The following is a 26,471-nucleotide window of genomic DNA, read 5'->3' as shown; positions in this document are numbered from 1 at the left end:
TATGGGAATTTTAATTGTTCTGCTCGTAATAGTTGTTTTGTTTATTATGTTTGTAATTGGCATTTACAATTCTCTTGTCTCTCTTCGCAATCAGGTTGCCAATGCATGGTCGCAGATTGACGTTCAGCTCAAGAGAAGGCACGACCTGATACCTAATCTTATTGAGACGGCAAAGGGCTATATGCAGCACGAGCGCGGAACGCTTGAAGCTGTTACCAACGCCCGCAGCCAGGCGATGGGCGCAAAAGGCGTTGCCGAATCCGCCAAAGCCGAAGGTGTTCTTGGCAAGGCGCTGAGCAAATTCCTTTTGACGGTCGAGGCTTATCCTGATTTAAAGGCCAACCAGAATTTTCTTGCCTTGCAGGAAGAGCTTTCCAGCACGGAAAACAAAATCGCCTTTTCGCGTCAGGCTTATAACGACCAGGTTTTGTTCTACAATAACAAAATCCAGATGTTCCCCTCGAATGTCGTTGCGGGAATGTTTAATTTCGCCAAACGCGACTTCTTTGAAATCGAAGACGCCGCCGAAAAAGCCGTCCCTAAAGTTAGTTTTTAATATTTAGCCCCCGGTTTTACCGGGGGTTTTTCTGGTTTTTCTATGTGGGAACAGATAAGAGCAAATAAACGTAATTCGATACTGCTGCTTGTTTTGATGGCGGCGGTTTTGGGCCTTTTGGGCTGGATAATAGGATTATCCGTTTCGCCCGACCCGATGGCAGGCTTTGTCGGTCTGGTCGTCGCGCTGATTATCTGGATGATTCTGGCGATGGTCAGCTTCGCCGGCGGCGATGCGATTTTTCTTGCCGCAAGCAAAGCGACCCCCGTCACAAAGAGTGTCCATCCTCAGCTTTTCAACGTGGTCGAGGAAATGGCGATTGCCGCCCAGTTGCCTATGCCGAAGATTTACATAATCAATGACCCCGCTCCCAACGCCTTTGCCACAGGCAGAAGTCCGCAAACTGCGTCGCTGGCCGTTACAGCGGGCCTTCTTGGCAGGCTTAACCGTGACGAGCTTCAGGGCGTCATCGGCCACGAGATGAGTCACATTCTGCATCGTGATATATTATTTGTAACGATTGCGGGCGTTATGCTCGGCGCGATAACTTTAATTTCTGAAATTTTCCTTCGCAGTATGTTTTACAGTTCGATGGGCAGGCGTTATTCCTCGAGAAACAAAGGCGGCGGTCAGGCTCAGGCACTTATGATGATAATCGCGATTATCGCTGCCGTTCTCGCCCCGATTATGGCCACGCTTTTATATTTTTCTCTGTCCAGAAGCAGGGAGTATCTTGCCGACGCCGGCTCTGCCAGACTTACCCGTTATCCTGAAGGCCTGGCAGGTGCCCTCGAAAAAATTTCCCAGAATACAACTCCTCTTTCTGTCGGCAACAAAGTTACCGCCCCGATGTACATTGTCAATCCTTTGCAGCAAAAGGGCATGAAGCTGTCTGATTTGACCAGCACTCATCCGCCGATTTCCGAGCGGATTAAAATACTTCGCGGCATGGCAGGGGCCTCGTTTACCGATTATTCCAATGCCTTTAAGACTGCGACAAAACACACTACCCCGATACCTTCGTCTGCTCTTAAGGATGAATCTGTTCAGATTCGCTCCGCCGACTGGCAAAAATCGGTGGACTTTAAAAAGCAGACTCGGGATATTGGCGACATAATGCAGAAAACTGCCGGCTTTAGTTTCGTGAATTGTCCCTGCGGCCTGAAAATGAAAATCCCGCCCAATTACAAAGCCGCTCAGGTTAAATGTCCCCGTTGCAGTCAGATTTCATCAATTTAGTTTGCCTTATAACTGTGATGTGGTCGCATATTGAATACGACTTCCGATTGACGTAACCGAAACGAGTCTCGCAGCCGCAACCGTTTGACGGTTTTTCTATCTCATTACCCAATTCTTGTTCTTATAGACAAGCTTGGTATTATTTCGAAGGGTTGGGTCACCGCTGATTGAATACTGCAGTTCGAGTGCTTTTCTAAGATAGATTTTTTCAGGCACTCCGTTAGCGTCTTTTTTGGTTGGGTGTTTAACGGCTGCCGTTTCATTGCTCAGCCCGGCTATGTACAGCGATATATTTTTCGCCTTTGCCTCGAAGTCCGGCCAGATTATCGCAAGGTCTTTTGTGTTGTCCTGCCCCTGTAGTATTTTATTGTCTGCCGATTCGAGTGATTCGAGGAATGGATATCTCTTTTTATATCGGCTCTTGATTTTATCGAACACGACATTTCTTGTGTTTGTATAAGCCGGTATTATCTGAAAAGTATCCGTCACCAGTTCGCAGCCCGGATAGAAAGACGCGTCCATCTTGGATGTATTGGTAACTGTTATGATAATATACCAGAACCTCTGCGGTTTTCTCTCGCCGGGAATCCGGACGGTTATCTGTTGCGGCTGGGTGAATACAACGTTCAAAGTCCACTGATTTTCCCCCGGCACGACCGCAGGCTCAGGCGCCGAAAATGCGTCAGCCAATGTGAAAAATAATAGTATTATAATACCGGCAAATAATTTCTGTTTCATTTTTAAGCCTTTTTCTCAAAATTTGGTTACATCACTATTTTACACTAAATCAGGTTAAAAATAAAGTTTTTTTTACAGAATCCCGCCAATTCGCAGTTCGGGCAGTATTTATTCTTTTTGCCTGTGCAATTCTCCAGAATCCCTATTCTGCAAAGCGCAAAGTCATATTTAACGGGGTCTTCTGGGCTGATTTGGGCGAAACCGGCCGTTATTTCAATCGCCGTTTTAAGGTTAACGGTTTTTTTGTTATGCAGGCCGATAATTTTGCTCAATCGTCCCATATGCACATCGACCGGCACGACGAGTTTTGCCTTGTCGATTTTTTTCCACAGTCCCGCGTCAACCGCGTCGTTTCGCACCATCCAGCGTAAAAAAAGAAACAATCTTTTGCTTGTCCCTCCGCTTGACGGCTCAGCCAGCAGGAATTTCAGGCCTCTGCTGCTTTTCCCGTCCAGTGTCTGAATGAATTTTGTCGCCGCCGGTATGATATTTTTATCGTTGTCGTGATAGCCTTTAAGGAAAAGTTTTTCTATACTGCCGTATCGGACAAGTACTTTTTTCAGGCTTTCCAGTATGATGATTATGTCCTGACTGGTATTAAAGCGGTATTTCAAATTCTCGAAGAGTTTTTTATCTTTAGCCGACAAATTTTTGATAAATTTAGCCGGGCTTTTCCCCATTTTTCCTAAAAGGACGGTAACGAATTTTTCAATCTGTTCCACTGCCCCGTACGCGAATAAAGCCGCTAAAAAACCTGCGATTTCCATATCAGCTTTATCTTTATACCGATAAGCAAATTGCAGCGGGTCAGGCGGTATGAATTTTTTATGGTTATATTTGCTGTAGAGTCCTTCGAGGATAGTTTTCAATATCCTTTTTTTATCGTCATTTAGCTCCATTTTGACGTGAATTTTCCTTACTTCTTTACTTCCTTATTTTTTTATTTCCGCCCTGTCCCCTAAACCCTATACCCTAAACCCTGTTTTAAGGCAAGTTTATTGTTCTTGACAGTTCCTCTGTTTTGCCGATATTATATTACCGATTATAAGTTGTTGTTTTGCAATGGCTTTTCTGGAAAAGAACGATGATAATTGATTGTCATACTCATATAAACTGTCCCGGCCGTAATATCGGCACCGAGGATCATTTCGCTGATTCCGCCCCGGTCGATGTTTGCTTTGTGCTTGCGAGTCCGTCTCAGTCTAATATCGAGTCGAATGAGCTTGTCAGCAAATACATTACCCGTCATCCCAAAAAGATGGTCGGCTTTGCCGTTGTTGACCCCGTTAATGACGACATTTCAAAACGGTATTGGTCCGGCATGAAAAACGATTTGGCTTTCAAAGGCGCCGTGCTTCACTGCAGCGACCAGGCTTTTCATCCCGCTCACAGCAGGGCTTTGCAGTTTTACGAAGTTGCACAGGACCTGAAAATCCCGTTATTCTTCCACAATGCTCCGCCATATACCGCCGATTCGGTTCTCGAATATGCCCGGCCGTCTTTGCTTGACGAGATTGCCCGCAGCTTCAGCGACCTTAAGATTATCATCGGCTCTATGGGCAGGCCGTTCATCAATGAAACTGTTTGTATGCTCGCCAAACACGAAAATGTTTTCGGCGATTTGACTATAAATCCTCAAAAAGTCTGGGAGGTTTATAATACTGTTCTTGCCGCGCACGAGGCGGGCGTCTTGGGTAAATTATTTTTCGGTTCCGGCCTGCCTTTTAATAAGCCGCAAACCTGTGCCGAGATTCTTTTGGGCTTTAATAAATTGCTCGCAGATACGAATCTTCCGACTGTCCCGCGCGAAAGCATTCGCGGCGTGATTGAACGTGATACCCTCACCGTTCTTGGAATTGAACGCTAAATACCAACGGATTGATCGATGTCCAGACAACGATGGAGCAGTAAACTTGGTGTAATCCTCGCCGTGGCCGGAAGTGCCATCGGCCTCGGAAATTTTCTCAGGTTCCCCGTCCAGGCCGCAAATAACGGCGGCGGTGCCTTTATGATTCCCTATTTCATCGCGCTGCTTCTGGTCGGCCTGCCGCTGATGTGGATTGAATGGACTATCGGAAGGTTCGGCGGCGGCTTCGGCCACAGCACCGCGCCGGGAATGTTTCACACTCTCTGGGAAAAAAATAAATTCATCAAATACTTCGGCGTCATCGGCATCTTCGGCCCAATAGTCATCTTTATCTATTATATTTACATCGAATCCTGGCTCCTCGGCTACAGCGTCTTTGCCTTGACCGGCAAATACAATGCCTGCGTTACCGAGCAAACTATGACTGCCTTTCTGCATGGCTATCAGGGCCTTGTCAAAAACGAATTTTTTTCAAGCCTTGCTCCCGCCTATTTCTTCTTTCTCATCACTTTTATTTTAAATGTTTTAATAGTTTATATGGGCATTAGCAAAGGCATCGAAAAAGTCTGCGAATATGCCTTGCCCGTTTTGTTTATCTTCGCCGTAATTCTCATCGTCAGGGTTCTTACGCTCGGTGCACCGGACCCGGCCAAACCAGACTGTAACATCGTCAACGGCCTGGGCTTTTTATGGAATCCGGACTGGTCTGCGCTCAAAAGCGCAAAAGTCTGGCTCGCAGCCACAGGCCAGATATTCTTCACCTTAAGCTGCGGCATCGGCGTTATCCTTACCTACGCCAGCTATCTTACGAAACAGGACGATGTCGCGCTCTCCGGCCTCGGTGCCGCGGCAACTAATGAATTTGCTGAAGTTATCCTCGGCGGCAGTATCGTTATCCCCGCAGCTTTCGCTTTTTTCGGTTCCGCCGGCGCTGCCAAAATCGCATCAGGCGGCGCATTCAATCTCGGCTTTGTTACGATGCCCCTCGTAATGCAGAAAATCGCATTCGGCAATATGTTCGGCTTTTTATGGTTTATGCTCCTCTTTATCGCAGGCGTTACTTCTTCGATTTCTCTCGCCCAGCCCGCAGTCGCGTTTCTCGAGGATGAATTTAATTTCTCAAGAAAAAAAGCCAGCGGAGTTTTCGCGGTCGTTACATTTTTATTGTGCCAGCCGGGAATTTTCTTTCTCGGCAGGGGAGTTCTTGACGAGCTGGATTTCTGGAGCGTTAATGTCTGCCTGATAGTTTTTGCCACCATCGAGGCGATTCTTTTCGCGTGGGTCTTCGGCATGGAAAAAGCATGGACTCAGCTCCACACAGGCTCAGATATCAAAATTCCCCGAATTTACAAATTTATAATAAAATATGTCACGCCCATCTTTTTGCTTGTCGTTTTGGGAACGTGGTTCTGGCAGGATTGGCGAACTGTAATTGCAATGAAAAACGTATCGAAGGCGGACAAACCGTTTATTTTGGCCACAAGGATTGGCCTTGTCCTGTTCTTTGGTGTTTTAGTTTTGATGGTTCAAAGGGCCTGGCAGAAAAGAAAACAGAATTTATCCGCCGAAGCGTCAGCGAAGGCGGAAGGAGACCAATCAGATGCGTCCTGACGGCTGGATTTTTATGATTCTAAGTTGGCTCACTATCATTGGCCTCTTCACCTTTGTGATTATCAAAATCCTCCGCCAAAAAAAATAACACGAACCGTGTCATTGTGAGGAAAGCCTGCCTCCGCGCAGGCGGACGAAGCAATCTCGATTTCCCGAATTATTAGATATTACCTTTATATTTAACCTTGGTTTTACAGGCCGTTCGTCGTTATGGTGGTTAGCCCTGCCATCACATGGCAGGGTTCAGAGCCCCCGGTATTCCTGTCTCAGCGAAATGCAGTGAAGACAGAACCGCGGGGTCATAAAAATTTGTTTAGCCCGCCGTTTCACGACCGGTTTTAAATCCCTGCGATTTTTAATCTTGTATTCTCCCTGGAGGTTGATTGACGTTCGTCAATTAGTCATTTTCAGGCTAATTTTTGATTTGTTTCTCCCGGCCCAAACGTAACCGTATTACGAAAGACGTGACGAGTCGCGCAACCGATAAACAATTGACGAAATTAAAGATTTGTCTTTACGTAGCTCATCGGGAAGTATCTGCCGGGGCAGTCTGTCGTTGTACTGTGGCCGGGGGTCGTACTGTGGCCGTAGATTCGGCTTGTCGGTATGTCGTATCTGCTGGAAAGGAATCGCACAAGTTTCATAAGTGAAATCATCTGGCTGTTTGACGGTCTCGACTGGTTAAAATTGCCGACAAGACAAATGCCTATCGCTTTTTCGTTTGCCCAGTTCGAAGCGTCGGTTTTGCAGTGAGCGCCGGTTTTCTGTCCGGTCCAGCGGAAAGTCGCGTCGACTTCGCCGTTGCCGCTGCCTGAGCCGTTGCCTATTAAAAAGTCGTATCCTATACCGTCCCAGCCGTTGTTTTTGCGATGATAATCGTCTATCGAAGCGACGCTGCCGGTATCGGTAGCTGAATGATGGATTACGATTGCCTTCCAGCTCTTTTCGTAGCTGCTTGGCGGCGTCCAGCCCGGATATGCTGATGACGTGGCCGACTTATATGTTTTGCTGCTCTCGATTTTATAGGAATTCTGCTGCGTCTGAGGCCTGTAGGATGTCCGATAGCTCGAATCGTGATGCAGGCCGGGCACGACACCGGAAATTTGTGGCGTGTAGGATTCCTCCCCCGCACAGCCGATGAACAGAACAGCGATTGTAGGTACGTAAGCTGCGATGATGAACGCTATTATCTTTTTAAGCACAAACACAACCCATCCTATATTTCAATATTGCTAAATCGGCATAAAAGGGGGATAACTTTACCAATGTATTTCTATTTTACTCTGTAATTAAGACCCTGCCCCTAATCCGCTTCAAAAGACGCTTAATCCTATAATATCCTCAAAAAAATTCAACAAAACTTTATATTTAACCCCAGTCTAAGCGGCGTTCGTCTAATTTTATCCGGAAGCCCCCAATTTCATATTGGGGGTTCGTTAACCGAATAAATGCCGCTGAATAGTTTGAGATGAAAATCCGTTTTTCCGCAGTATTTCAGGATAATCATCTTTGCTGATACGAACAAAATCCTTTATCTTTCCGCGGTGTCCTGTGTTCTTAATCCTTATGCTCTTCTGCCTTTTAAGGTTTATATAACGCTTTCATTTTAGTTGCAAACTACATAATGCAAATACTCAACGGTTTTGTCTGATTTGTATTCTCTGTTTTCTGCTCTATCCGCTTTGAATCGGTTATAATCTTTCGTGAAATATCTATATTCTCCTCTTAAACTCATTGTTTCTTTTATATCATCTAAAGTCATCAGTCCTTCATTGTTATAGTCATTTGTTATCCGTTCATAGCCCACTTTTGCAAGCCACAATTTAAAAGGTTCAGCCTTTGGTGATGGTATCGACTGAATAAGCCTTAACAGTGTTTCAGTATCAGCGGCATCTGTCAATCGCATTTTGCCGTCAACAGCCCGCATTTTCAAACCGTTACATTTTGTAACGGTTTGATTTGAACCTTCATCTTTTAGACGTTTCTTTAATACTCGCCAGTAAACGGCCGGATTTTCGCTATCCGTTAGAACTCCTATTACATCGACAACCGAAAAATACCATTTCTCTTCGTCTTCGTCATAAAATCTGCGAATTTCCTTTTTATTAAACAAAATTATTGAATGTGATTTTTCCATATTTCTACTTTCATATATTTTTACCGTTCATCGTTAGGCCCCTGTTTTACCGGGGTTCATTATTTCCACCGATAACCGATAACTGGATTACTTCCCCTTTACTATCCCTATTTCCTCGTCCGTAAGACCGTATAATTCATAAACTAACTGGTCTATCCTCTCGTCCGTCGAATCTATCTGCCGCTGCACCCGCGTCTTCTCGTTCGGATTCTTTATTGTATTTATTTTCTTATGCAACTCCAGCATCTCCTCAACAAGAGATACCATCTTGTCGTGCTTTTTCACTTCGTCTGGTCTGGAAAAATCAATCACGCAAATTGGTATTTGCGATATTTGCCTTGCTTGAATCTCTGAAAATATTTTCTTGGTAGATTTCAGGTGCTTTACATAATAATAGTTCATTAGCCTTGAATTGAGTATTCCAAGAATGTATTTGAGTGAATCTTTCGTTTGCACAAAAGGAGTAATGACTACCAGCGTATTTAATGCATAAAATTTTGCATCATCGTATGTTGCTATGAGACTGCTACCAACCCGTCTAAACAAAATTTTCCCATCGGCTTCAAATATATCTGTGCGTTTGCACGAATGGATATTTTTGGTATTATATGCTAAATAAGTTCCATCCCATTCAAGAGTATATCGCTGAATATTTCGCCCATCGAGAACTCGCTTATAGTTTGATCCGGCATTTTTTTTGAATAATGATTTACTCCTATCATACTTCAAAGCAATTGCCTGATTCAAGTTGCAGATATTTCCCAGTTGAAGTCCGACCTTGTCCAGTTTTTCCTTAAAAGCAAGGTCTCTTAAATCAACTTTGACTAAAAAAGCATTGTTGTGACTTTTCAAAAAGGTCTTTTGTTGGATTTTTCTCATTTGATAAGACATCGACTTATTATCGCACTCAACAATATTAACGACATTTTTATTTTGAGAATGTTTCTTTATAACAAATACAGTTGTTTCTACAACAGCCCGCTGAAAAACTGGAAAGTTATATGTAGTGATATTATTTAGTTGGTATTGTAATATTTGTTGTCGTAATGACTGGTAATATTCTTGGGTCAAGATTGTATTAGGCACAATAAAACTAAGTAATCCATCTTTGCCTACCAATATGCGTAATGCTTTTTCTATAAAGAATCCATATGTATTTAGTCGCCCCATTGAAGATGAATAATTATGTGAAAGATATTGGTTAACATCTTCATCGTAATAAGCAGACATGGAAAGTTGGATATACGGCGGATTACCTATAACCGCATCAAAACCGCCTTGCTTGAAAATCGGTGCAAATTCCTTTTGCCAATCGAATGCGTTTATCTTTCTCTGCTGTTCTTCATCGAAGCCAAAAGTCATTTGCTGGTTTTGATAAAAGTCCGGCCCAATCAGTGAATTGCCGCACTTGATATTATCCCCCAAGTCCGGCAGCGCACGCTCGTGAAATAATCTCAAACTTTCCTGTGTCTCGTTTTCCAGAACCTTTAACAAAAGGGAAAGTTTTGTTACCTCTGTCGCCTGTGAATCTATATCGACGCCGAAAATATTATTTAAAAGGATTCGTTTCTTTTCTTCGATTGTCAAAAACCATTGCCCGCCCTTACCCTGATAAACCGATTTGTTTAGCCGTCGTCGGGACGACGACGCGTCATTGCGAGCGCAGCGCGGCAATCTCATCGTATCCTCCCCGACATACCAATCCCTATGCCAATCTAAAAGGTACTGATACGCCCCGATTAAAAACGAACCGCTTCCGCACGCAGGGTCTAATATTTTTATCTTCTCAATCTGTTTGGGCGTTTTCCCTTCGCATAATTTGCCGACCGTATTTTTTACGATGTAATCGACAATATACGAAGGCGTATAATAAACCCCACCCGCTTTTTTAACCTCCGGCTTTTCCTCGACCTTCGCCTGGTGCGATGCCGTTAGCCGAATCACCTTGCCGAGGAATTGTTCGTAAACGTTGCCTAAAATTTCCGCCGGCATTACCGAAAACTCATAAGGACTGTGCGGATAATAAAGGTCTTTCAAAATCTGTTTCAGAACATCGTCGTCTATTTTCAGATTCGCCGACAGTTCGTCCGGCCCTTCGGGCCGCTCTTTTTCCCTGCGAAAATGAAATATCCCCGAATTATATCTTTCGTCCGCCTTTTCAAAAAGCTCGAACAGTCTCGGATATATCCTGCCGCCGTTTACAAGACCTAAAAGATTTTCGGCCCGTTCGATTCCTCTGTCTTCGCATATCCTCAAAAACAAAATTCGGTCTATTGTCTTTTGAACGGCGAAATTCAGGTCGTAAACCGATAATTTACTGTTGCGAAGTGCGATATTTTTCGCCAGTGTTTCACGCCAGCCTTCGATTTCCGCCAGGATTTCCTTATCGACAGTGGTTGTGCCTCGTTTTGTTGTCTTTTCGGATGCGTATTTATCGAACGCGCCCTTAAGAACTGCCTCTTTGCTGAATACCCCTGCGATTTGCTCCCACTTCTCGGCATAATCTTTATAATTGCAGTAAAACATTCTTGCCGTCGTTGCCTTGTCGTTTACATTCGGCCTGATTTGGCAGTCATAAACCGCCAACTCCTCGAAATCGGTCAAAATCGACAACGGCAGTTTCGCAGACCACGCGTATCTGCGAAGTTGGTATGCAGGGCTGATGTCGCCTTTTATATTGATGGCTGGCTTTTTTGCTTCGAGAAAAAATTTCCTTGTCGCCCCGATTCTAAAACAGTAATCAGGTGCTTTTGTTGTTCCGCCGATTTTAATGGCGTCTTCATGAATTACGTCTCTGTATGCCGGTGCTATCCCGGCTTTATTTGCGATATCCCAGCCTAATGCCTCGAAGAATGGGTCGATAAATTCCCGTCGCAGTTGCGTCTCGTTATAGCCCGCCTCTTTGAAGGATTCGATATTGCGATTGAAATCATCTGTTAATCTTTTTATCACTTCAGGTGCTTTAGGCATTTTTATCTTTCCCTGAAATCAGAATCTTTTGTTTCGGTATAAATCTTAAATTTGTTTGGCGTCTTTCCCATTATCCTAAAATCCTCGATTCCTTATTCTGAGTTCCGTGTCCTGTGTCCTGTGTTCTTTCTTTTCTCCCCCATTTTATCCCCTAACCCCTTATAAATCAAACCCTATATTACTACTTTTCCCGTTCTTCACACCCTTCTTAATTTCACCCATACCGTGGCATTGCGTTTTTGCTTTAGGGCACAGCCGTATAGCGGCGGAAAATTCAAACACTAAACCCGGCCAAAGCCATGTCCGCAGTAGCTTTAGCGAAGGCGGATTACTTTGAAGAGGGTTTTGTTTGAATTTTTACAGCCCGATTTATCGGGACGCCTTAAAGCAAATACTTCGTGTCATTTTCGTGTTTATTCGTGGTTGAGTAAATTCGCGTTGTTCTGTACTACTATCTTGTAACTTTTTGTTTTTTATGCTCGTTTTTTTAATTTAGCAATTATAACTTAGCTTAAAACAAGGTCTTACGTTTTAGTTTTGGACATTAGAATTTCGGTAATTCAATATTGTTTCGGATTTCGGATTTAGTATTTAGTATTTTGGTTGCGGCCAAAGGCCGCGTCAGGTTCTCTGTGGCTAAAATATTATTTCTCTGTGTTCTCTGTGAACTCTGTGGCAAAATATCTGTGTTCTCTGTGGCTAAAATATTATTTCTCTGTGTTCTCTGTGAACTCTGTGGCAAAATATCTGTGTTCTCTGTGGCTATAAAAAAAAACCGTTCTTGCGAATGGGCTTTTGGTATTGGATGCTTGGAATTTAGTATTTTTCTCCACTAATCCTTACTTCCTGCTTCCTTACCTCTTTGCTTCTTTGTGCCTTAGTGACTTGGTGGCCTGTTATCTGGCCAATTTGCTGTTGAATTTGACCATATGTACCGAATTGCCGGTTTCGTTATATTCGACCTCATCCATATAGGATTTCATAAGCAGTACGCCTCTGCCGCCGGTTTTATAAATATTATCCCCGCAGCGAGGGTCTTCGACATTGTCGGGATTGAAGCCATGTCCCTGGTCTGTTACGGAAACGTCAATTTTTTCGGGTGTTACATCGTATTCGATTGCTATGTTTTTGTTCATATCTCGTTTATTGCCGTGTTTAACGGCGTTAACGAGTGCCTCTTCCATTGCAAGGTGCATAGCGAAAAGGTCGTCGCTCGAATAGCCGAACTGTTGGGCATGGCAGAGGACTTTGGAGCAGACTTTTCTAAGCTCCGATATTATCCCTTTTAGAACAAGTTTTTCATGGGTAGAGGTTTTCAAGGTCATGAAACACTTATCGTCAAAAACAAAGACCGGCATAATTTGCCGGTCTGGCTATAATAAGAATTATTTGAGGCTCAACATTGCTTTCTTTGGGTCGTCGTAGATATCGAAAATCTCGTCGAGTCTGGTAATCTTGAAGATATCATAGATACGGGGCCCGATACCGCAGAGTTTTAGTCTGCCCTCGTGTTCGCTTATTTTTTTGCTTATTCTGATTAGCAGGCCCAGTACTGCGCTGGAGAGAAACCGGACGCTGCTGAAATCAATCACCAGATTCACCGGCGAATCTATCAGCGGCATTATCGAATCTTCCAGAGACTTGATGTCTTCATCTTCGAGAAGTTTCTCATCCGTGAGAGTTACAACGGTCGCATTTTGTGCGTAGTAAATGCTTATCCTTGGTTTGACCTCTTCCATAAGTTTTTACTCCTAAAAATGATATTAGTCTAAGGATAGTAGGCAAAATTTGCTCAAATGTCAAGAAAAGACGCTTTAAAGAGGCATTTATGTTAATTTTTTACTTTTTTCTCAAAAAACTCTTGAAACTCCTGATAGCTTCTGGTAAAAGGGGCGACCTGATAATTTATAGAGTTTCTGGATGTTTACTATACTGTTTTCGGCCTTAAACTGCCATTATATATTTTTTTGATTTTTAGGTATAAAATCATCAGAAATTCTTGAACACCTTGACGCAAACTGTAGTACAATAGTATAGATACCTAAATTATGTCTTTTGGGCCGTATAACTATCTCGATTGAGCTTATCTTATTTAATGTTGTATTTTAAAACTGTAATTAACTGTAACTAAATAGTCTTTAATCACAAAAATATTCTTTGGAGGATATTACTATGAAGATTAGCAGATCAACAGGTTATGCCTTAGTCGCCGTCGGCTACATCGCGCAGTTTTACAAGGATGGTGCGGTATTGGCATCACGGATTTCAAAGCAGTACAATATACCGCTCGAATACCTGCTGAAGATTCTCCAGCAACTCGTCCGCGCCAACGTACTCCGCAGCAAACGCGGACCACGCGGCGGATTCTTCCTCGCAAGGCCGGCAGAAAATATCACACTGCTCGAAATTATCGAAGCCGTAGACGGACCACTATTCAGCCATCTGCAACTGGCAGAACAGACAAATAACGAACCATTCAGTCTGAAAATGGAAAAAGTCTGCCGCCAGGCTACAGAAAAAGTCAGAGATATCTTCAGCGCAGCTAAACTTGGCGATACACTGGCTGACTAAAGTCCCTTATGACAATAAAGGATTTTCAGAAGCTAATTGCCGAAAGGTATCAGCAGCGCGATAGCGTTCGCGGAACACCCAAAACCTTTATGTGGTTCATCGAAGAGGTCGGGGAACTCGCGACCGCGCTGGCAGATGAAAAATCCACCCAAAAAGAAAAAGAAGAAGAATTCGCAGATATCCTCGCCTGGCTGTGCACACTGGCCAATATAAACGATGTCGATATCGAAAAAGCGTGCCTTGAAAAATACCATAAAAATTGCCCCGAAGGATTTAAATAGAACACAGACCGGCACCGACGAAAACACGGACTAACACGGATATACAATAGCCGGCGAAAACAACCGCCGGCTTTTTTTGTAGCCACTAAGGCACTAAGACACAAAGTTTTTTAATCGCTGAGAGCTATGCCACAAGTTATACAGATTCCATTGATTTTAATTAGACACGGATTTGCACGGATTAACACTGTCAATTGCTTTAAGGCATCCCGATAAATCGGGATTGTAAAAATTCAAACAAAACCCTCTTTCAAGCAACCCATTCGACTTCGCTCAGGGCATGGCTTGAGCCGGGTTTAATGTTTGGCTTTTTCTGCCCCTAAAGGGGCTTTACCTTAAAGCAATTCAGGTGCGGGATGTTTTTTGCTGATAACCGATAGCCGAGTTACTGCTTTTCTGCGTTTAGTTTTTCTTTGATTTTGCAAAAAAGAGGGGTATAATTTGTCCAGATACTTTGAGGAATATTTGAGGAATAAAAGAGTTATAAGTTGATGACTATAAGGTTAATTTTTAATAAAGGGTAGGTGGTGGAATTCAAAATACCTCAAGAAGCTATTGACTCCATAGCTAAACATATTAATGACAGGAATAATAAACAGTATAATATTCCGGTTGTTGGTAATGATAACAATATCGAAACTCCTCAAATCTTTGAGATTATACCATTTAATGAAATTGACAATTCTAATTTACGCATATTTGCTGTTGATGGGAGCAAGAACAGTCATTCTTTTTATAATGGAGTTTCGATAGGTTTGTACCGTGCTGGATATGTGTGTTTTGAACATGGCAAACAAATTCGTATGAATGAATATGACGACCCCATAATTTTAGGCAAGGCGTATTCTCCGAAAAATATCTTGGTAACATGCGAAGAACACTTAAATGCAATATACGATGAATTATTATCATTATCTCCTGTTGAAAAATTTATAAAGTTTCTAGATGATTCGGCTGAGAATATATTTTCTTATAAAAAAGATATTTTATGTCAATCCCTTACGACATTATTGGATTTTTGTCAGGAAATACTTGAATGGTCACTCATTTATGAAATTGCATGTAGCGACAAAATAAAGCCTGGAGATTTAATCTTAAGAGATGGTACCTTAAGGTCGCTTAATATTAAACAAAAGTATTTGGTAAAATTTGGCAAGTTCTTAAGTCAAGATAAAAAGATTTGTTTAATTGCAATCACTAAGAATTCTCCTATAAAAATGGAGCTTGCTTACACTCTCAAGCAAATTGATAGTTATTTGCAAGACAAGTTAAAACCTAAATACCCTTTTAAACAAACAGACCCTCTTCAGCAGAAACTATGCTGTTGGTTTGAGGTTCCAGACCCAGTTTTGCGAAACGCATATGGTGGCAATTCAAGCGGAATGTATGCACAAAAAACTCTTACTGGAGGTCGTGGTACAGGGTTATTTTTCGCATCAAGACTTGATTACGTTGAAAAACTACAGAATTATGATTGGGTAATTGCAGATGTAAATATTTTAGATGCAATACCTGCCATTGAGCAAAATGACCCAAAAAGAGACTACAATAAACTAAAAACTGTTTTTTATAACTTGACCCGTTTGACTCAGGAACATTATATTTTAGGATATCCCTACCCGTTAGTGGAGGCACATAATTTTGTTACTTTAAAAAAGGATTTCAAAGAAGAAGTTATCAACAGAGTAAAACATTCGATGTATTCAACGCAACTTATGGATAATATTGATATCGAGAATCTGTTTCTTGATATCCATTCTCGTTTTTAAAGGAGAACTATATGGCAGAGAGAACAGATTTCGGAGTTTTGTATGGCCAAAAAACAACGGAAGACGCATTGCTTATATATTCATCTTACGAAGACGCTAAGGCAAGCCCTAAGAAAGGTGACTTTATTATTTTAACTCCAAAGAACGAGGGGGGGCAGAAGTTTCTTACTCGTGTTGAAGCTGAAATATATGACGAAGACCCAATATTTCGTTCTCAAGACAAAACATTGGTTGCAGTCCATTATGCAAGAATTGCTGAACGTGAACTATCGGAACGTGATAAACAAAAAATGTTTAGTTACACCTATAAAGTTCAAATGCTTGGTACTTTTACTGATAATGGGCAAACAATTGAATTTACTACGGCGGTACGCAAGTTACCTGTTGTTTCATATCATGCAAGACATCTTTCAAAACGAGAAGTTGATTCCATTATAAACCGCCCGGATTCAAACGGAGCACCTATAGGGCAATTGTGCATTGGCGAAGAAGTACATAGGGATAAAGGCGATATATTGTTTAATGTAGAAAGATTGCGAGAAAGCAGAACGATGGTTTTTGCCCAGTCTGGATTTGGAAAAACAAATCTTGTGAAAGTTTTATTGTATCATATTATCGGAGATAATAAATATGGAAAATTGATTTTTGATTTAAATGGCGAATACTTCATGAAAGGCCAGAAAACATATGGACTAGGCAATATTAATGAGCAAAAAATCAAAGACAATTTAATTATTTATACTGACAAGGATATTTCTGGGTATAAAGACAAATTCACTTACGGAGGAAAAGTTGAAATAAATATGCATAAACACCTTAGCGTTGGTGATATTTTAAACTTTTCAACAGGATTTTCTGAGGTTATGAAATCATTTTTACTTTACCTTGACAACGAAGGGGTGAGTGATTTTATACCAAAAATAGATAATTATGTAGCCAACCCTTTAAACTTACATCAGGATTTCCCAGATTTTTTTGCACCCCCAAAAAAATCTGGTGAAGAAGATAAGAGTGCAAGAAAAACAATAGCTGCAATTCGAAAGCGAGTTCGTCACTTAATCGATGAAGGTAAAGGTCTTCATAGTAGCCAATCGATACTTATAGAAAAAGTCTTCGAGCACTTAAAACAAGGTAAGACAGTTATTGTAGATCTTTCCTTAAAAGACAGCACAGATGCCAGCATCATTTCTACTATTCTTGTTCGTAAACTTTTTGATCACAATAAGGCCAAATTTACTAGTAATGATTCTACATCTGTTATCGAAACTGTAATTTTTGTAGAAGAAGCTCAAAATGTTTTGTCTGACGAATTGGTAAAAAGTAATGCTAATCCATTTGTACGGTGTGCGAAAGAAGGCAGAAAATTTAAATTAGGAATGGTTGCTATTACACAACGGCCTTCCGCAATATCAGAGGAAATAAGAACACAAGCTGAAAATTTCTTTGCGTTTTATATGGGCAATTCCGATGATATTAAAGCTCTTATCAAGTCCAATATCCACTACGATGGGGTTATAGCTAATTTTATCCAAAGGGAAACTATAAAAGGCAATCTTTACATGGTCACATCCGAAAGAGCCTTTGTTGTTCCAATTAGAGTGTTGGAGTTTGATAAGCTTATTGAAAACAAAGTTTATAACGAAGATAAATTCCCAAAGGTATAAGATGAATGTTTTGACTGTACCCCAGAACAATAGACTAAATTCGCATTTCAATAATGCATCTTTCTCGCTTCTTGCAGAAGATAATATACCGCGAACGCGATCTTTATCAAATAGGGTTATTCTTTTGTTAGTCAGAGATTTGTTAAGACTGGGATGGTCATTTAGAACTAATAGAGATAAATTTGAGCTTGTTCCACCTACAAATTATGAAAAAGAAATTATTAAGGAGGGGATGTCATTTACACGAGATGCAACAATAACGGGAAATCGTCAGTGGATTGAAAAACATATTGATATAGGCAGAAAAAATTTAACAACAGGGTTCAATGCCCTAAAATCAGAGATTAAGCCTATTATTGAGGTTTGCAACACTCAGAAACAAAAAGATCTTTTTAGATTATATAGATACTATTGGAGTTCGCCTGCTTCTGAATATGTAGGTCGTAGAATAAGAATCCTTATTAGAGATGATGGATTACCAGAAAAACCCGTCATTGGTATTGCGGCCATAGGAAGTAGTATTATTCATATACCCGATAGGGACAAATGGATAGGTTGGAATATTAAAACAAGAACCAAACATATTATATATATGATGGATGCATATATCATTGGTGCTTTACCACCCTACAATGATTTGCTCGGAGGAAAATTAATAACTTACATTTTAGCCTCCGATGAATTGCGTAAAATTTACCATAAAAAATATACTAAAAGTGAAACGATAATAAGTGGTAGAAAACGAATTTCAGATTTAGCATTGATAATGACTACGAGTTTGTATGGGCTCAATAGTTCACAGTATAACCGCTTAAAATATAAAAACTCATTACTCTGTAAACCTATCGGGATAACTTCAGGATTTGGAACATTGCATATTACAAATGAGACTTTTATGGCAATGCGTGAACTAGTTGAAAGTAAAGGTTTCAAAATTTCTCACCAATTTGGAATGGGGCCAAATTGGCGAATGCGTGTTATTCGTACGGCATGTGATCTCCTTAATCTGGATTCAGATATTATCCTGAAGCATTCCTTCAAAAGAGGGATTTATGCAATTCCCCTAATGATAAATTGGAAATCTTTCTTAAATGGTAAAACAAGAAAACCTATTTATCGTAACCTGCCACTGCAAAGTCTAACTAAGCATTGGCAAGAAAGATGGCTTTCGATGCGCAAAAGCAATAATGAAATTCTCAAAAGAGTAGCCCAATTTACGCCAGAACAATTCGTAATTTGAAAAATCGTGTTAATTCGTGTTTTAATCTTCATTTTTTCCGCTTGACCAGTCTTCGTCCTTTGAACTACGCCGCGACTAAGCGAAGTTCAAGACAGCAAAATTGCCGAAGTATTTTTTCGCCCCCTCATCGTATGCCTTTGCCGGTGATGGATAAACTCCCCGCCTCAAGCGGCGGGGGCTAAATATTTTTAAAATACCGCTCCATTACTGTCGCGGCTCTGTTGCGTTGCGAATAATTGGGGCGGTATAAATAAACTAATCCTATCTAACCGAAATTTAATACGGCAAATTTTCCGTGGTATTTTTTTGCGGCGATGTCATAAGCCCTGGCAGCATCAAATTCATTATCGAAATATCCGAGATATATGCGTTTGCCATCAACCTTAATGGCAGACATCCATTTGCCTTCTCTTTTATTGAACCAAACTCCTTTGTATTTCGAGGTGCATTTAGAATCTCTTTTCCTTCGGTTACACGCATTCTGCGAACGAGTCGCTAACTGCAAATTCTGCCTGCTGTTGTTAAGGCCATTGTGGTCAATGTGGTCGATGACCATGCCTGGGGCGGGGGCGAGAACTTCGTTGTGCATATATATTGTTTTGCCCTTTTCAGAGCGAACGGCATAAAAACATTTGGGACTTCTTAAAGCCCGCCATTTATGGCGATTCAGTTTTTCATAATCTTCAAGCGAAACAATCGCATATTTTCCGAGAGTCAGTTTTATGGCTCTTAATTTACAGTTACAACAGATTTCCTTACAGCGCAGCACAATGCAAATGTGAATAAACACAAGCATATCGGGAACAGGAATATTTAGTGAAATGTAAGTCATCTGCGAAATCTGTGGCTATATAAGCCTCTCCGTATTACCTGAAAACTTGCGCGCTTTTGACGAACTTTTCGCAGGAATTTTTGGGGCCAAAATCGTAAATGCTTATGAGGCGGGAAGATAAAAATTTTGAAAAAATCTTATTTTTCACATTTGCGCATTTTTTTTCTTGCGCGCTTTTGATTATGTGGACAAAACTTGGCCACAAAGACACCAAGACACGAAATTATATATATTGTTTTCTTTGTGCCTTAGTGGCAGTGCGTCCGATAATCTTTATTTTGCGGGTTCTTATAATATTTTGGTTAAAGAGGCGATTATATTGGTCGAAATTGCTTATATAGGATTAAGGATGATAAAAATGATAATGGAAAAAGCGACACAGCCGATTTTCGATAGTTTTGAGAATACCGATATAGCCGTTGCGTTGATTTCTAAAGACGGCGATTGCATAGCGAACCGGCCGGAGGTTTTCGATAAGATTTTTTCGAATCAGGAACTGCTCGAAAGTCTCTGCCGCAGGATTGACGATGGTCAGGAGCCTTTGATGACGTGTCTCGATGATTCTCTGGTTGTGGCGTCGGGCCTTTCGACCGGCGACGACGATATTAGTTATGCGGTAATGATTGTGCCGGATTGCAGCCCTGAAAGGGCGATTGGCTGTATGGATTTTGTGGAAATAATATTGAGTCAGATTTCGCAGTTGGCCAGCAAGGGGCAGCGCGATATGGAAGCATCTTCTTTTTTGAACATACCTTACGACCCGCAGTTGCTGACGGAAGCGGCTTTGAATTAGCCTGCCTGTTTTGTCCGCAACGATAGCTTGCAAAGAGATTTATTGCAATTAGTGTCTTTATTGATATAATTCCGCATTATTGAAGTTTTCAGGGTCTATTTTAGGGTTAAAAGGTGAAGTTTCAGGTCTTTAAAGACGGTAAAATCGCGACGGATTTTGTATTGACTGGCGTAACGTTATTTGGAGCTGACAGGATTCCATTTCGCAGTTCGAAGTATATTACGTTTAGCGATGGTATTATAGATTGCAAGATGAGGGGTAGTGAGCCTGCCGGTTTGAGTCTGCTTTGGCCGGTGGAGGGTTTCGGCAATGTGATGTTGTATACGACCCGCCTGCCCGAGCGTGAGCAGCCGTATATTCTCAATGTCGAACTCGCAAGGGCGAAGTTAATGGAGATTGTGACGAAGCGGGAAGACTGGGCGATTTTCGAGCAGGCCAATCATGTCAGCAGCCAGTCGGCGGAAACGCAGAAACTGTTTATCGAAATGCTCGAAAATATCAACGACCCGGCAGCGGCGTCTGTCATAGCCGATAAATGTATTCTAAAAACACTGTTATTCTCCGAACAGCTCGCGAGCAAATACGCCAGCATATTTTTCGAGGCGAGACTGAAAAACAGGGGGTTCGCGCGTTCAAGCCTCGGATGCCGAGTTGACCCGGCTCAACTCGATAATAAGGATTATCTCAAGGAAGCTTTCGAGCTTTTTGCGCATATCGGACTGCCGATTAACTGGGCCAAAATCGAGAAAGAAAAGGGGAAATATGATTTTACCGAGCTCGACCATTGTATGGATATTCTCGGGAAAAAAAGACTGCTGCTCAGTGCCGGACCACTGCTGACGTTTTCTCCGGAATTTCTGCCGGAGTGGCTGGTAAAGGGAAAACATGACTTCGAAACCATCCGCGAGGCAAGCTACGAATTTGTTTCAAAAATAGTAACCAGATACGCAAAATATGTTCATGTCTGGCAGGTGATGTGCGGATTAAATTTTTATAACTATTTCAGCTTCAGCTTCGAGAGGGTTCTTGAAATTACGAGAACGGCGTGCCTTGCGGCGAGAGAGGCCGACAGCAGAAGCCTTAAAATGATCGAAATCGTTCGGCCATGGGGCGAATATTACGCTTACGACCAGGACACAATACCGCCGCTGGTATATATAGATATGGTAACTCAGGCGGGCATAAATTACGATGCGCTGGGCATACAAATTATGTTCGGTAAAGATGAGCCGGGAATGAACGTGCGAGATATGATGCAGATTTCGGCGATGCTCGACCGGTTCGCAACACTTCCAAAGCCGGTGCATATAACATCACTTGCCGTGCCGGATACGAATAACGCAAAACATCAATCCGCGGAATCTGCCGGCGTGTGGCATAAGCCGTGGGACCAGGCGGTTCAGTCGAAATGGATAGATGAGTTCTGCCGAATCGCGTTCAGCAAACAGTTTATTAATACCATAACCTGCGCGGCTCTTGCGGACGGCGGAGAAAAAACAATAGCAGGGGCGGGACTATTGACCGACGAACTTAAACCGAAAAAAGTGTTTATGACTCTGGCGAAACTGCAAAAACAAATTTTGCAAAAAGGATAGTTGATAGTTGATTGTCGTTAGTTGCCGGAGTCGATTTCATCGACGATTATTTTAACTGATATATGAATTATTCGGACAATAACAATCAGGGAACGATTGGGGCGATGAAAACGGCTTTTTTGGCCGGTATGGTTTTTTATGTTTGCTTTACAATTCCAATTTTACAAAATTCCGGCAGAGCCATATTCGAGGTCGATAATAAGATTAATCCCAATACCGCATCGGCAGGCGAACTGGCACAGTTGCCAAACATTGGAATGGCAAAGGCACAGGCAATAGTCGATTACCGCCAAACAGAGAGAAAAACATTCGAAAGGACGGCCGACCTTGAAAATGTCAGGGGAATCGGTAAGAAAACGGTTGATAAAATAGAACAATGGATTAGATTTAACGACACGGAATGACACGGACTTACACAGACTTATACTATTTATTAAATAGGAAGGATTAAATGGCAGACTGGGAAATCCATAAACCGCTGGGGACGTGCGCCGGCAACGGCAGGGTAATAGAGCCGGACGAGGAATTTATCGCAACACTGGTCGAGGCCGGCGGGAAATTCGAACGCAGAGATTATTCCAATGAATACTGGACCGAGAATAAGCCGGAGGTTTACTGCTACTGGAAAAGCAAAATGGCCCGGCCGGACCTGAAGAAAAAAATATTCATAGATAACGATATGCTGCTGGCGTTCTTCGAAAGAATGGCAGAGGAAACGGAAGAGGAAAAAGTAAACTTCCGGTTCGTGCTGACCCTTATCCTGATGCGCAAACGAATTCTTAAATACGACTCGTCCAAGACAGAAGACGGCAAGGAAATATGGACGGTTAAAATCGCCGGCAGAGACGAAACGAGCCAGGTAATAAATCCGCACCTGACCGAGGATAAAATAGAACAACTGTCAGAACAGCTCGGACAGATACTGCAGGTGGAGTTTATTGGATAAAAAAATTAAAAAATCAAAAATCAAAAATCAAAATTGCGGAATCCGCCAATGGCGGATGATTTTTTTATTTTTGTTTCTGTTTTCAATTTTGCTGAGCGGCTGCGCGGTGCAAAAGAGGAGCTGTCCGCCATTGAAAACAATGGCGGAAGCTGCGGCTGTTTTAAAAGAATATTCGGCGGCTCTGAAACCATTTAAGGCGACGGGTAACTGCCTGCTGAGTTACACGAATGAAAAAAAGGAAGTTTTTTCGCTGTCTTTTCCGGTGAGAGTCTGGTTCGACAATCCTGCAAAATTCTGCATTTACGGCGATGTAATGTTCGATTCAAAAGGCGTGTGTTTTGCCGTAGATGGCGATAAATACTGGACCTACGCAAAGCCTTACGGAGTGTATATAACCGGGAAAAACGAGACGGACAATTTTAAAATAGAAGATAATTTTTTCAGTTCGAGAGTACTGCTCGATTTTATAGAGCCTTTCGGCTGGGGCTGCGGCGAAATTGTTATGGAAAATTCGAAAGACAACCGCAATGTTATGACCTGCTCCGGCGAAGATGGCTGTAAATGGAAAAAAATATCCATAGACCGATGCGACAGGCTCATAAGGAAAATCGAATATTTAAACTGTACGAAAGAGCCGGTGCTTGTTGTCGAGCTTGACGAATACAAAAATATCTCCGGCGGGAAAGATATTCTTTTTCCGTACAAACTGATTTATAAACATATTGAAAAACGAAATTCGATGCAGATTAAACTTGATTCTGTTAAACTATGGGAGGCCAGCGACCAGCAGCTAAAGGCGCTGTTTGCCGGGCCTGATGCAAACGATTTCAAAAAGGAGGCAAAGTGATGTCCGGAAAAACTCTTAAACAAAAAATTGCAGACGGTCTTTTGTTCGTCGACGGGGCGATGGGCACACAGTTAATGGCTCACGGAGTCGAAGCAGGCAAGTGCAACGATTATCTGAATATCGAATCGCCGCAGATTATACTCGATATCCACCGAAGTTATTTCGACGCCGGAAGCGATGCGGTCTATACAAATACATTCGGGGCAAATGAAATTACACTTGCCCGGCACAATATGGCCGATAAGGTCGAGGCGATAAACGCAGCGGCGGTAAAAATCGCAAAGCAGGCGGCGGGTGAGGGCAGATATGTTATTGGCGATATAGGGCCTTGCGGGGAATTTTTGAAGCCGCTGGGGACACTTGAGCCGGATGTTCTTAGAAATGCTTATGCCAAACAGGCAAAGGCGATGTACGATGCCGGCGCGGACGGTTTCGTAATCGAAACGTTTATGGCTTTAGATGAGGCGAAGGTCGCGGCAGAAGGCGTAAAATCAGTTTGCGATTTGCCGGTGCTCGTATCACTGGCGTTCGACTCAGCCGGTAATGACTTTAGAACGATGATGGGAGCGAGCGTAGAAGCAGAAATATCTGAATTATCCGCAATTGGAGTTGACGCAATCGGATTTAACTGCGGGACGCTGAAGATGGAGCAGTATTTGCAGTTGACGGAAAAGTTTGTGAAGTTATTGACCCCCGGCACAGGTCCGGGGGCTAAACGAGTTGCGTTGCTGGCGAAACCTAACGGCGGAAAGCCGGAGCTTGTTGACGGCAAGGCGGTATATAAACTTTCAGATACTGATTTCGGCGACTGGCTGGAAAAGATTCATAAAGCAGGGGCGGTAATAATCGGCGGCTGCTGCGGGACAACGCCTGCTCACATAAAAGCGATGACAGGAAAAGTGAAAAGTTAAAAGTGAAAAACTAAAAATTTAAAATATTTTATGGAGGGAAAAATGAAAACTGTAAGGATGCTGTTGATAAGTTTTCTTGTTGTGCTGATGTCTGGCGGGTGCAGTGTTACGCCGAAGGAGCCGGAGGGGAAAGTAGTGTTGTCATCAGAGTCGGACGAGGCTGTCGCACTTATGAAGGCCAAAGACCCATCCATTCAAAGCTTCTTCGATAAATCTTACGGATACGCTGTGCTGCCGAAGATTTTTAAGGGCGCGTTCATAGCAGGCGGCGCGGGCGGCAGGGGTGAAGTGTATGAGCAGGGCCAAATGGTCGGTTACTGCACTATGTCGCAGGCAACGCTCGGTTTTTCGTTCGGAGGCGAGTTCTACCGTGAGATAATATTTTTCAGAGAAGAAGCTGATTTAGATAAATTCAGGGCCGGAGAATTTACATTCGCCGCACAGGTAACAGGCGTAGTTCTAAAGGCAGGGGCAGCGGCCAAAGCGGATTACAAGGACGGTATGGCTGTTTTTATCGCGATGGATGCCGGCGCTATGGTTGACGCATCACTTGGCGGGCAGAAATTCAGTTATGAGCCGAAGTTTATTTTAAAGAAAGTACGGTAATGAAGAAAATTTTATGTGTTTTGATGGTTGTTTTTTTGAACGTGTCGGCATCAGCAAAATACGACAATAAACAAATTATAAAAATCACCAATGAGGTTGCGGAAAATGTATTGGCGGTGCCGGTCGATGCGAAATATCCGACGGTGTGTTCGTATTACGGCGTGCTTAAATTTGCTGAGCAGCAGAATAATCAAAAATTAATAGACGCTGTAAAGGCGAACTACGCGGTCTGTCCGGTAACTTCAGAAGATATTGTTTATACGGATGATAAATCGACGGGCGCGGACAAACGCAAATTGCCGAGGACGAATAAAATCCGGGCAGGGCATGTTGACTGGAATGTTTTCGGGATTCTACCATTCGAATTGTATCTGCAAACGAAAGATAAGCAGTATCTTAAAGTCGCGATGGAACTTGCTGAAGACGAATGGGCAGAGCCGAATGAAAACGGGATGACAGCGTATACGCGGCTGTGGGTTGACGATATGTTTATGGTCGGGGCGCTGCAGGTGCAGGCATACAAGGCGAGCGGGAAAGAAATTTTTCTCGAAAGGGGGCTGACGCAGCTATTGGGTTACGCAAAGATTCTGCAGCAGGATAACGGATTGTTTCAGCATACGGCGGAGGTTCCGATATTCTGGGGACGCGGGAACGGCTGGGCGGCGGCGGTTATGGCGCTGACTTTGGAAAATATGCCGAAGGAACATCCGAAACGGCAGGATTTGATGGATGTTTATAAAAAGATGATGGCTGGGCTGAAAAAATACCAGGCGGCAAGCGGGCTGTGGCACCAGATAATTATAGACCCGGCAAGTTACGAAGAGACGAGCAGTACTGGAATGTTTACATACGCAATCGCGACGGGAATTAAAAACGGCTGGCTCGATACATCTTACCGCACAACGGCGGTGAAGGGCTGGAACGGTCTTGCGAAAAAGGTAAAGGACGGCCAACTCGCAGATATATGTGTCGGGACCGGCGCAAAAAATAATTACAATCATTATCTGAACAGGCCGACAAAGACAGGCGACCTGCACGGACAGGCGGCGTTTCTGTGGGCGGGAACAGCGATGCTGGAGATGGGGAAATAGCTTAAAACTTAAAACTAAAAGTAACCTCTAATAATTCGGGGAATTGAGATTGCTTGGCCCGCCTGCGCGGGGGCAGGCTCTCCTCGCAATGATTTTATGAAAGCGTGTGTCTCCTCTTGCGGTTAAAATGCCGCATGAGAAAACCTAATTCAGCGACCACAAGTCGCAGAAAGGAGACACACATGGAAATTATATCAATGGATTCGC

24 protein-coding genes and 1 pseudogene are annotated in these 26,471 nt (G+C 42.7%); 17 read left to right on the top strand and 8 right to left on the bottom strand.

Annotated elements, in window-relative coordinates; genetic code table 11:
* Nucleotide 1: 1 nt before the first annotated feature.
* Both WC496_08425 and WC496_08420 read left to right on the top strand, forming a co-directional pair.
* Complete coding sequence (locus WC496_08425; GenBank protein MFA5293042.1) at nucleotides 2-556, top strand: LemA family protein; 555 nt, start codon at nucleotides 2-4, stop codon at nucleotides 554-556.
* Between the two features lie 42 nt (nucleotides 557-598).
* On the top strand, nucleotides 599-1,795 hold the full coding sequence (locus tag WC496_08420) for a M48 family metallopeptidase (GenBank protein MFA5293041.1): 1,197 nt from the start codon (nucleotides 599-601) through the stop codon (nucleotides 1,793-1,795).
* Between the two features lie 96 nt (nucleotides 1,796-1,891).
* Here the strand turns inward: WC496_08420 and WC496_08415 are convergent, their stop codons facing one another.
* Complete coding sequence (locus tag WC496_08415; GenBank protein MFA5293040.1) at nucleotides 1,892-2,533, bottom strand: hypothetical protein; 642 nt, start codon at nucleotides 2,531-2,533, stop codon at nucleotides 1,892-1,894.
* Between the two features lie 44 nt (nucleotides 2,534-2,577).
* Nucleotides 2,578-3,432, bottom strand: coding sequence for a TIGR02757 family protein (locus WC496_08410; protein ID MFA5293039.1), 855 nt, complete (start codon nucleotides 3,430-3,432; stop codon nucleotides 2,578-2,580).
* A 185-nt stretch (nucleotides 3,433-3,617) separates the two neighbouring features.
* Between WC496_08410 and WC496_08405 the strand changes: the two genes are divergently transcribed.
* A complete protein-coding gene (locus WC496_08405; protein ID MFA5293038.1) occupies nucleotides 3,618-4,400 on the top strand; it encodes an amidohydrolase family protein in 783 nt (260 codons plus the stop codon).
* A gap of 18 nt (nucleotides 4,401-4,418) precedes the next feature.
* Nucleotides 4,419-6,011, top strand: coding sequence for a sodium-dependent transporter (locus tag WC496_08400; protein ID MFA5293037.1), 1,593 nt, complete (start codon nucleotides 4,419-4,421; stop codon nucleotides 6,009-6,011).
* 500 nt (nucleotides 6,012-6,511) lie between these two features.
* Here the strand turns inward: WC496_08400 and WC496_08395 are convergent, their stop codons facing one another.
* The 5 genes and pseudogenes from WC496_08395 to WC496_08375 all read right to left on the bottom strand — a co-directional run bounded on the left by WC496_08395 (nucleotide 6,512) and on the right by WC496_08375 (nucleotide 12,857).
* Nucleotides 6,512-7,213 carry a peptidoglycan recognition family protein gene (locus WC496_08395; GenBank protein MFA5293036.1) on the bottom strand — a complete coding sequence of 234 codons (702 nt, stop codon included), beginning with the start codon at nucleotides 7,211-7,213 and terminating at the stop codon, nucleotides 6,512-6,514.
* Nucleotides 7,214-7,800: 587 nt separating this feature from the next.
* A pseudogene (locus WC496_08390) lies at nucleotides 7,801-8,148 on the bottom strand (Bro-N domain-containing protein).
* 87 nt (nucleotides 8,149-8,235) lie between these two features.
* Nucleotides 8,236-11,118, bottom strand: a complete 2,883-nt coding sequence (locus tag WC496_08385) for a TaqI-like C-terminal specificity domain-containing protein (GenBank protein ID MFA5293035.1) — start codon at nucleotides 11,116-11,118, stop codon at nucleotides 8,236-8,238.
* A gap of 896 nt (nucleotides 11,119-12,014) precedes the next feature.
* Nucleotides 12,015-12,443 carry an ATP-binding protein gene (locus WC496_08380; protein MFA5293034.1) on the bottom strand — a complete coding sequence of 143 codons (429 nt, stop codon included), beginning with the start codon at nucleotides 12,441-12,443 and terminating at the stop codon, nucleotides 12,015-12,017.
* A 60-nt stretch (nucleotides 12,444-12,503) separates the two neighbouring features.
* Complete coding sequence (locus tag WC496_08375) at nucleotides 12,504-12,857, bottom strand: STAS domain-containing protein (protein MFA5293033.1); 354 nt, start codon at nucleotides 12,855-12,857, stop codon at nucleotides 12,504-12,506.
* A gap of 433 nt (nucleotides 12,858-13,290) precedes the next feature.
* Here WC496_08375 and WC496_08370 point away from each other — a divergent pair, with 433 nt between their 5' ends.
* The 5 genes from WC496_08370 to WC496_08350 all read left to right on the top strand — a co-directional run bounded on the left by WC496_08370 (nucleotide 13,291) and on the right by WC496_08350 (nucleotide 18,643).
* A complete protein-coding gene (locus WC496_08370) occupies nucleotides 13,291-13,689 on the top strand; it encodes an Rrf2 family transcriptional regulator (protein MFA5293032.1) in 399 nt (132 codons plus the stop codon).
* Between the two features lie 8 nt (nucleotides 13,690-13,697).
* Complete coding sequence (locus tag WC496_08365) at nucleotides 13,698-13,970, top strand: MazG nucleotide pyrophosphohydrolase domain-containing protein (GenBank protein MFA5293031.1); 273 nt, start codon at nucleotides 13,698-13,700, stop codon at nucleotides 13,968-13,970.
* 527 nt (nucleotides 13,971-14,497) lie between these two features.
* Entirely contained in the window at nucleotides 14,498-15,739 is a 1,242-nt protein-coding gene (locus WC496_08360) for a hypothetical protein (GenBank protein ID MFA5293030.1), read from the top strand.
* An 11-nt stretch (nucleotides 15,740-15,750) separates the two neighbouring features.
* The gene (locus WC496_08355; GenBank protein ID MFA5293029.1) at nucleotides 15,751-17,403 is read left to right on the top strand and encodes an ATP-binding protein; all 1,653 of its coding nucleotides are present in this window, start codon (nucleotides 15,751-15,753) and stop codon (nucleotides 17,401-17,403) included.
* Nucleotides 17,404-17,527: 124 nt separating this feature from the next.
* Nucleotides 17,528-18,643 (top strand): Druantia anti-phage system protein DruA, encoded by a 1,116-nt coding sequence (locus WC496_08350; protein ID MFA5293028.1) that lies wholly within the window; start codon nucleotides 17,528-17,530, stop codon nucleotides 18,641-18,643.
* A 265-nt stretch (nucleotides 18,644-18,908) separates the two neighbouring features.
* On the opposite strand, the gene WC496_08345 is transcribed toward WC496_08350, so the two are convergent.
* Nucleotides 18,909-19,475, bottom strand: a complete 567-nt coding sequence (locus tag WC496_08345) for an AP2/ERF family transcription factor (GenBank protein ID MFA5293027.1) — start codon at nucleotides 19,473-19,475, stop codon at nucleotides 18,909-18,911.
* A 358-nt stretch (nucleotides 19,476-19,833) separates the two neighbouring features.
* Here WC496_08345 and WC496_08340 point away from each other — a divergent pair, with 358 nt between their 5' ends.
* The 8 genes from WC496_08340 (at nucleotide 19,834) to WC496_08305 (ending at nucleotide 26,264) form a co-directional block, all read left to right on the top strand.
* Nucleotides 19,834-20,268, top strand: coding sequence for a hypothetical protein (locus WC496_08340; protein ID MFA5293026.1), 435 nt, complete (start codon nucleotides 19,834-19,836; stop codon nucleotides 20,266-20,268).
* Between the two features lie 113 nt (nucleotides 20,269-20,381).
* On the top strand, nucleotides 20,382-21,863 hold the full coding sequence (locus WC496_08335) for an endo-1,4-beta-xylanase (protein MFA5293025.1): 1,482 nt from the start codon (nucleotides 20,382-20,384) through the stop codon (nucleotides 21,861-21,863).
* A gap of 62 nt (nucleotides 21,864-21,925) precedes the next feature.
* On the top strand, nucleotides 21,926-22,267 hold the full coding sequence (locus WC496_08330; protein MFA5293024.1) for a helix-hairpin-helix domain-containing protein: 342 nt from the start codon (nucleotides 21,926-21,928) through the stop codon (nucleotides 22,265-22,267).
* A 47-nt stretch (nucleotides 22,268-22,314) separates the two neighbouring features.
* Nucleotides 22,315-22,809, top strand: coding sequence for a hypothetical protein (locus tag WC496_08325; protein MFA5293023.1), 495 nt, complete (start codon nucleotides 22,315-22,317; stop codon nucleotides 22,807-22,809).
* Nucleotides 22,802-23,656, top strand: a complete 855-nt coding sequence (locus WC496_08320; protein MFA5293022.1) for a hypothetical protein — start codon at nucleotides 22,802-22,804, stop codon at nucleotides 23,654-23,656. Before WC496_08325 ends, WC496_08320 begins: the two co-directional genes overlap by 8 nt.
* Nucleotides 23,656-24,567 carry a homocysteine S-methyltransferase family protein gene (locus WC496_08315; GenBank protein ID MFA5293021.1) on the top strand — a complete coding sequence of 304 codons (912 nt, stop codon included), beginning with the start codon at nucleotides 23,656-23,658 and terminating at the stop codon, nucleotides 24,565-24,567. The genes WC496_08320 and WC496_08315 overlap by 1 nt, the downstream gene beginning before the upstream one ends.
* A 42-nt stretch (nucleotides 24,568-24,609) precedes the next feature.
* Nucleotides 24,610-25,173 (top strand): hypothetical protein, encoded by a 564-nt coding sequence (locus WC496_08310; protein MFA5293020.1) that lies wholly within the window; start codon nucleotides 24,610-24,612, stop codon nucleotides 25,171-25,173.
* Nucleotides 25,173-26,264, top strand: coding sequence for a glycoside hydrolase family 88 protein (locus WC496_08305; GenBank protein MFA5293019.1), 1,092 nt, complete (start codon nucleotides 25,173-25,175; stop codon nucleotides 26,262-26,264). Before WC496_08310 ends, WC496_08305 begins: the two co-directional genes overlap by 1 nt.
* Nucleotides 26,265-26,471: the final 207 nt, after the last annotated feature.

This window comes from Phycisphaerae bacterium (genome assembly GCA_041652575.1).
GTDB lineage: Bacteria > Planctomycetota > Phycisphaerae > Sedimentisphaerales > UBA12454 > UBA12454.
This window is presented reverse-complemented; position numbering and strand designations above follow the sequence as displayed.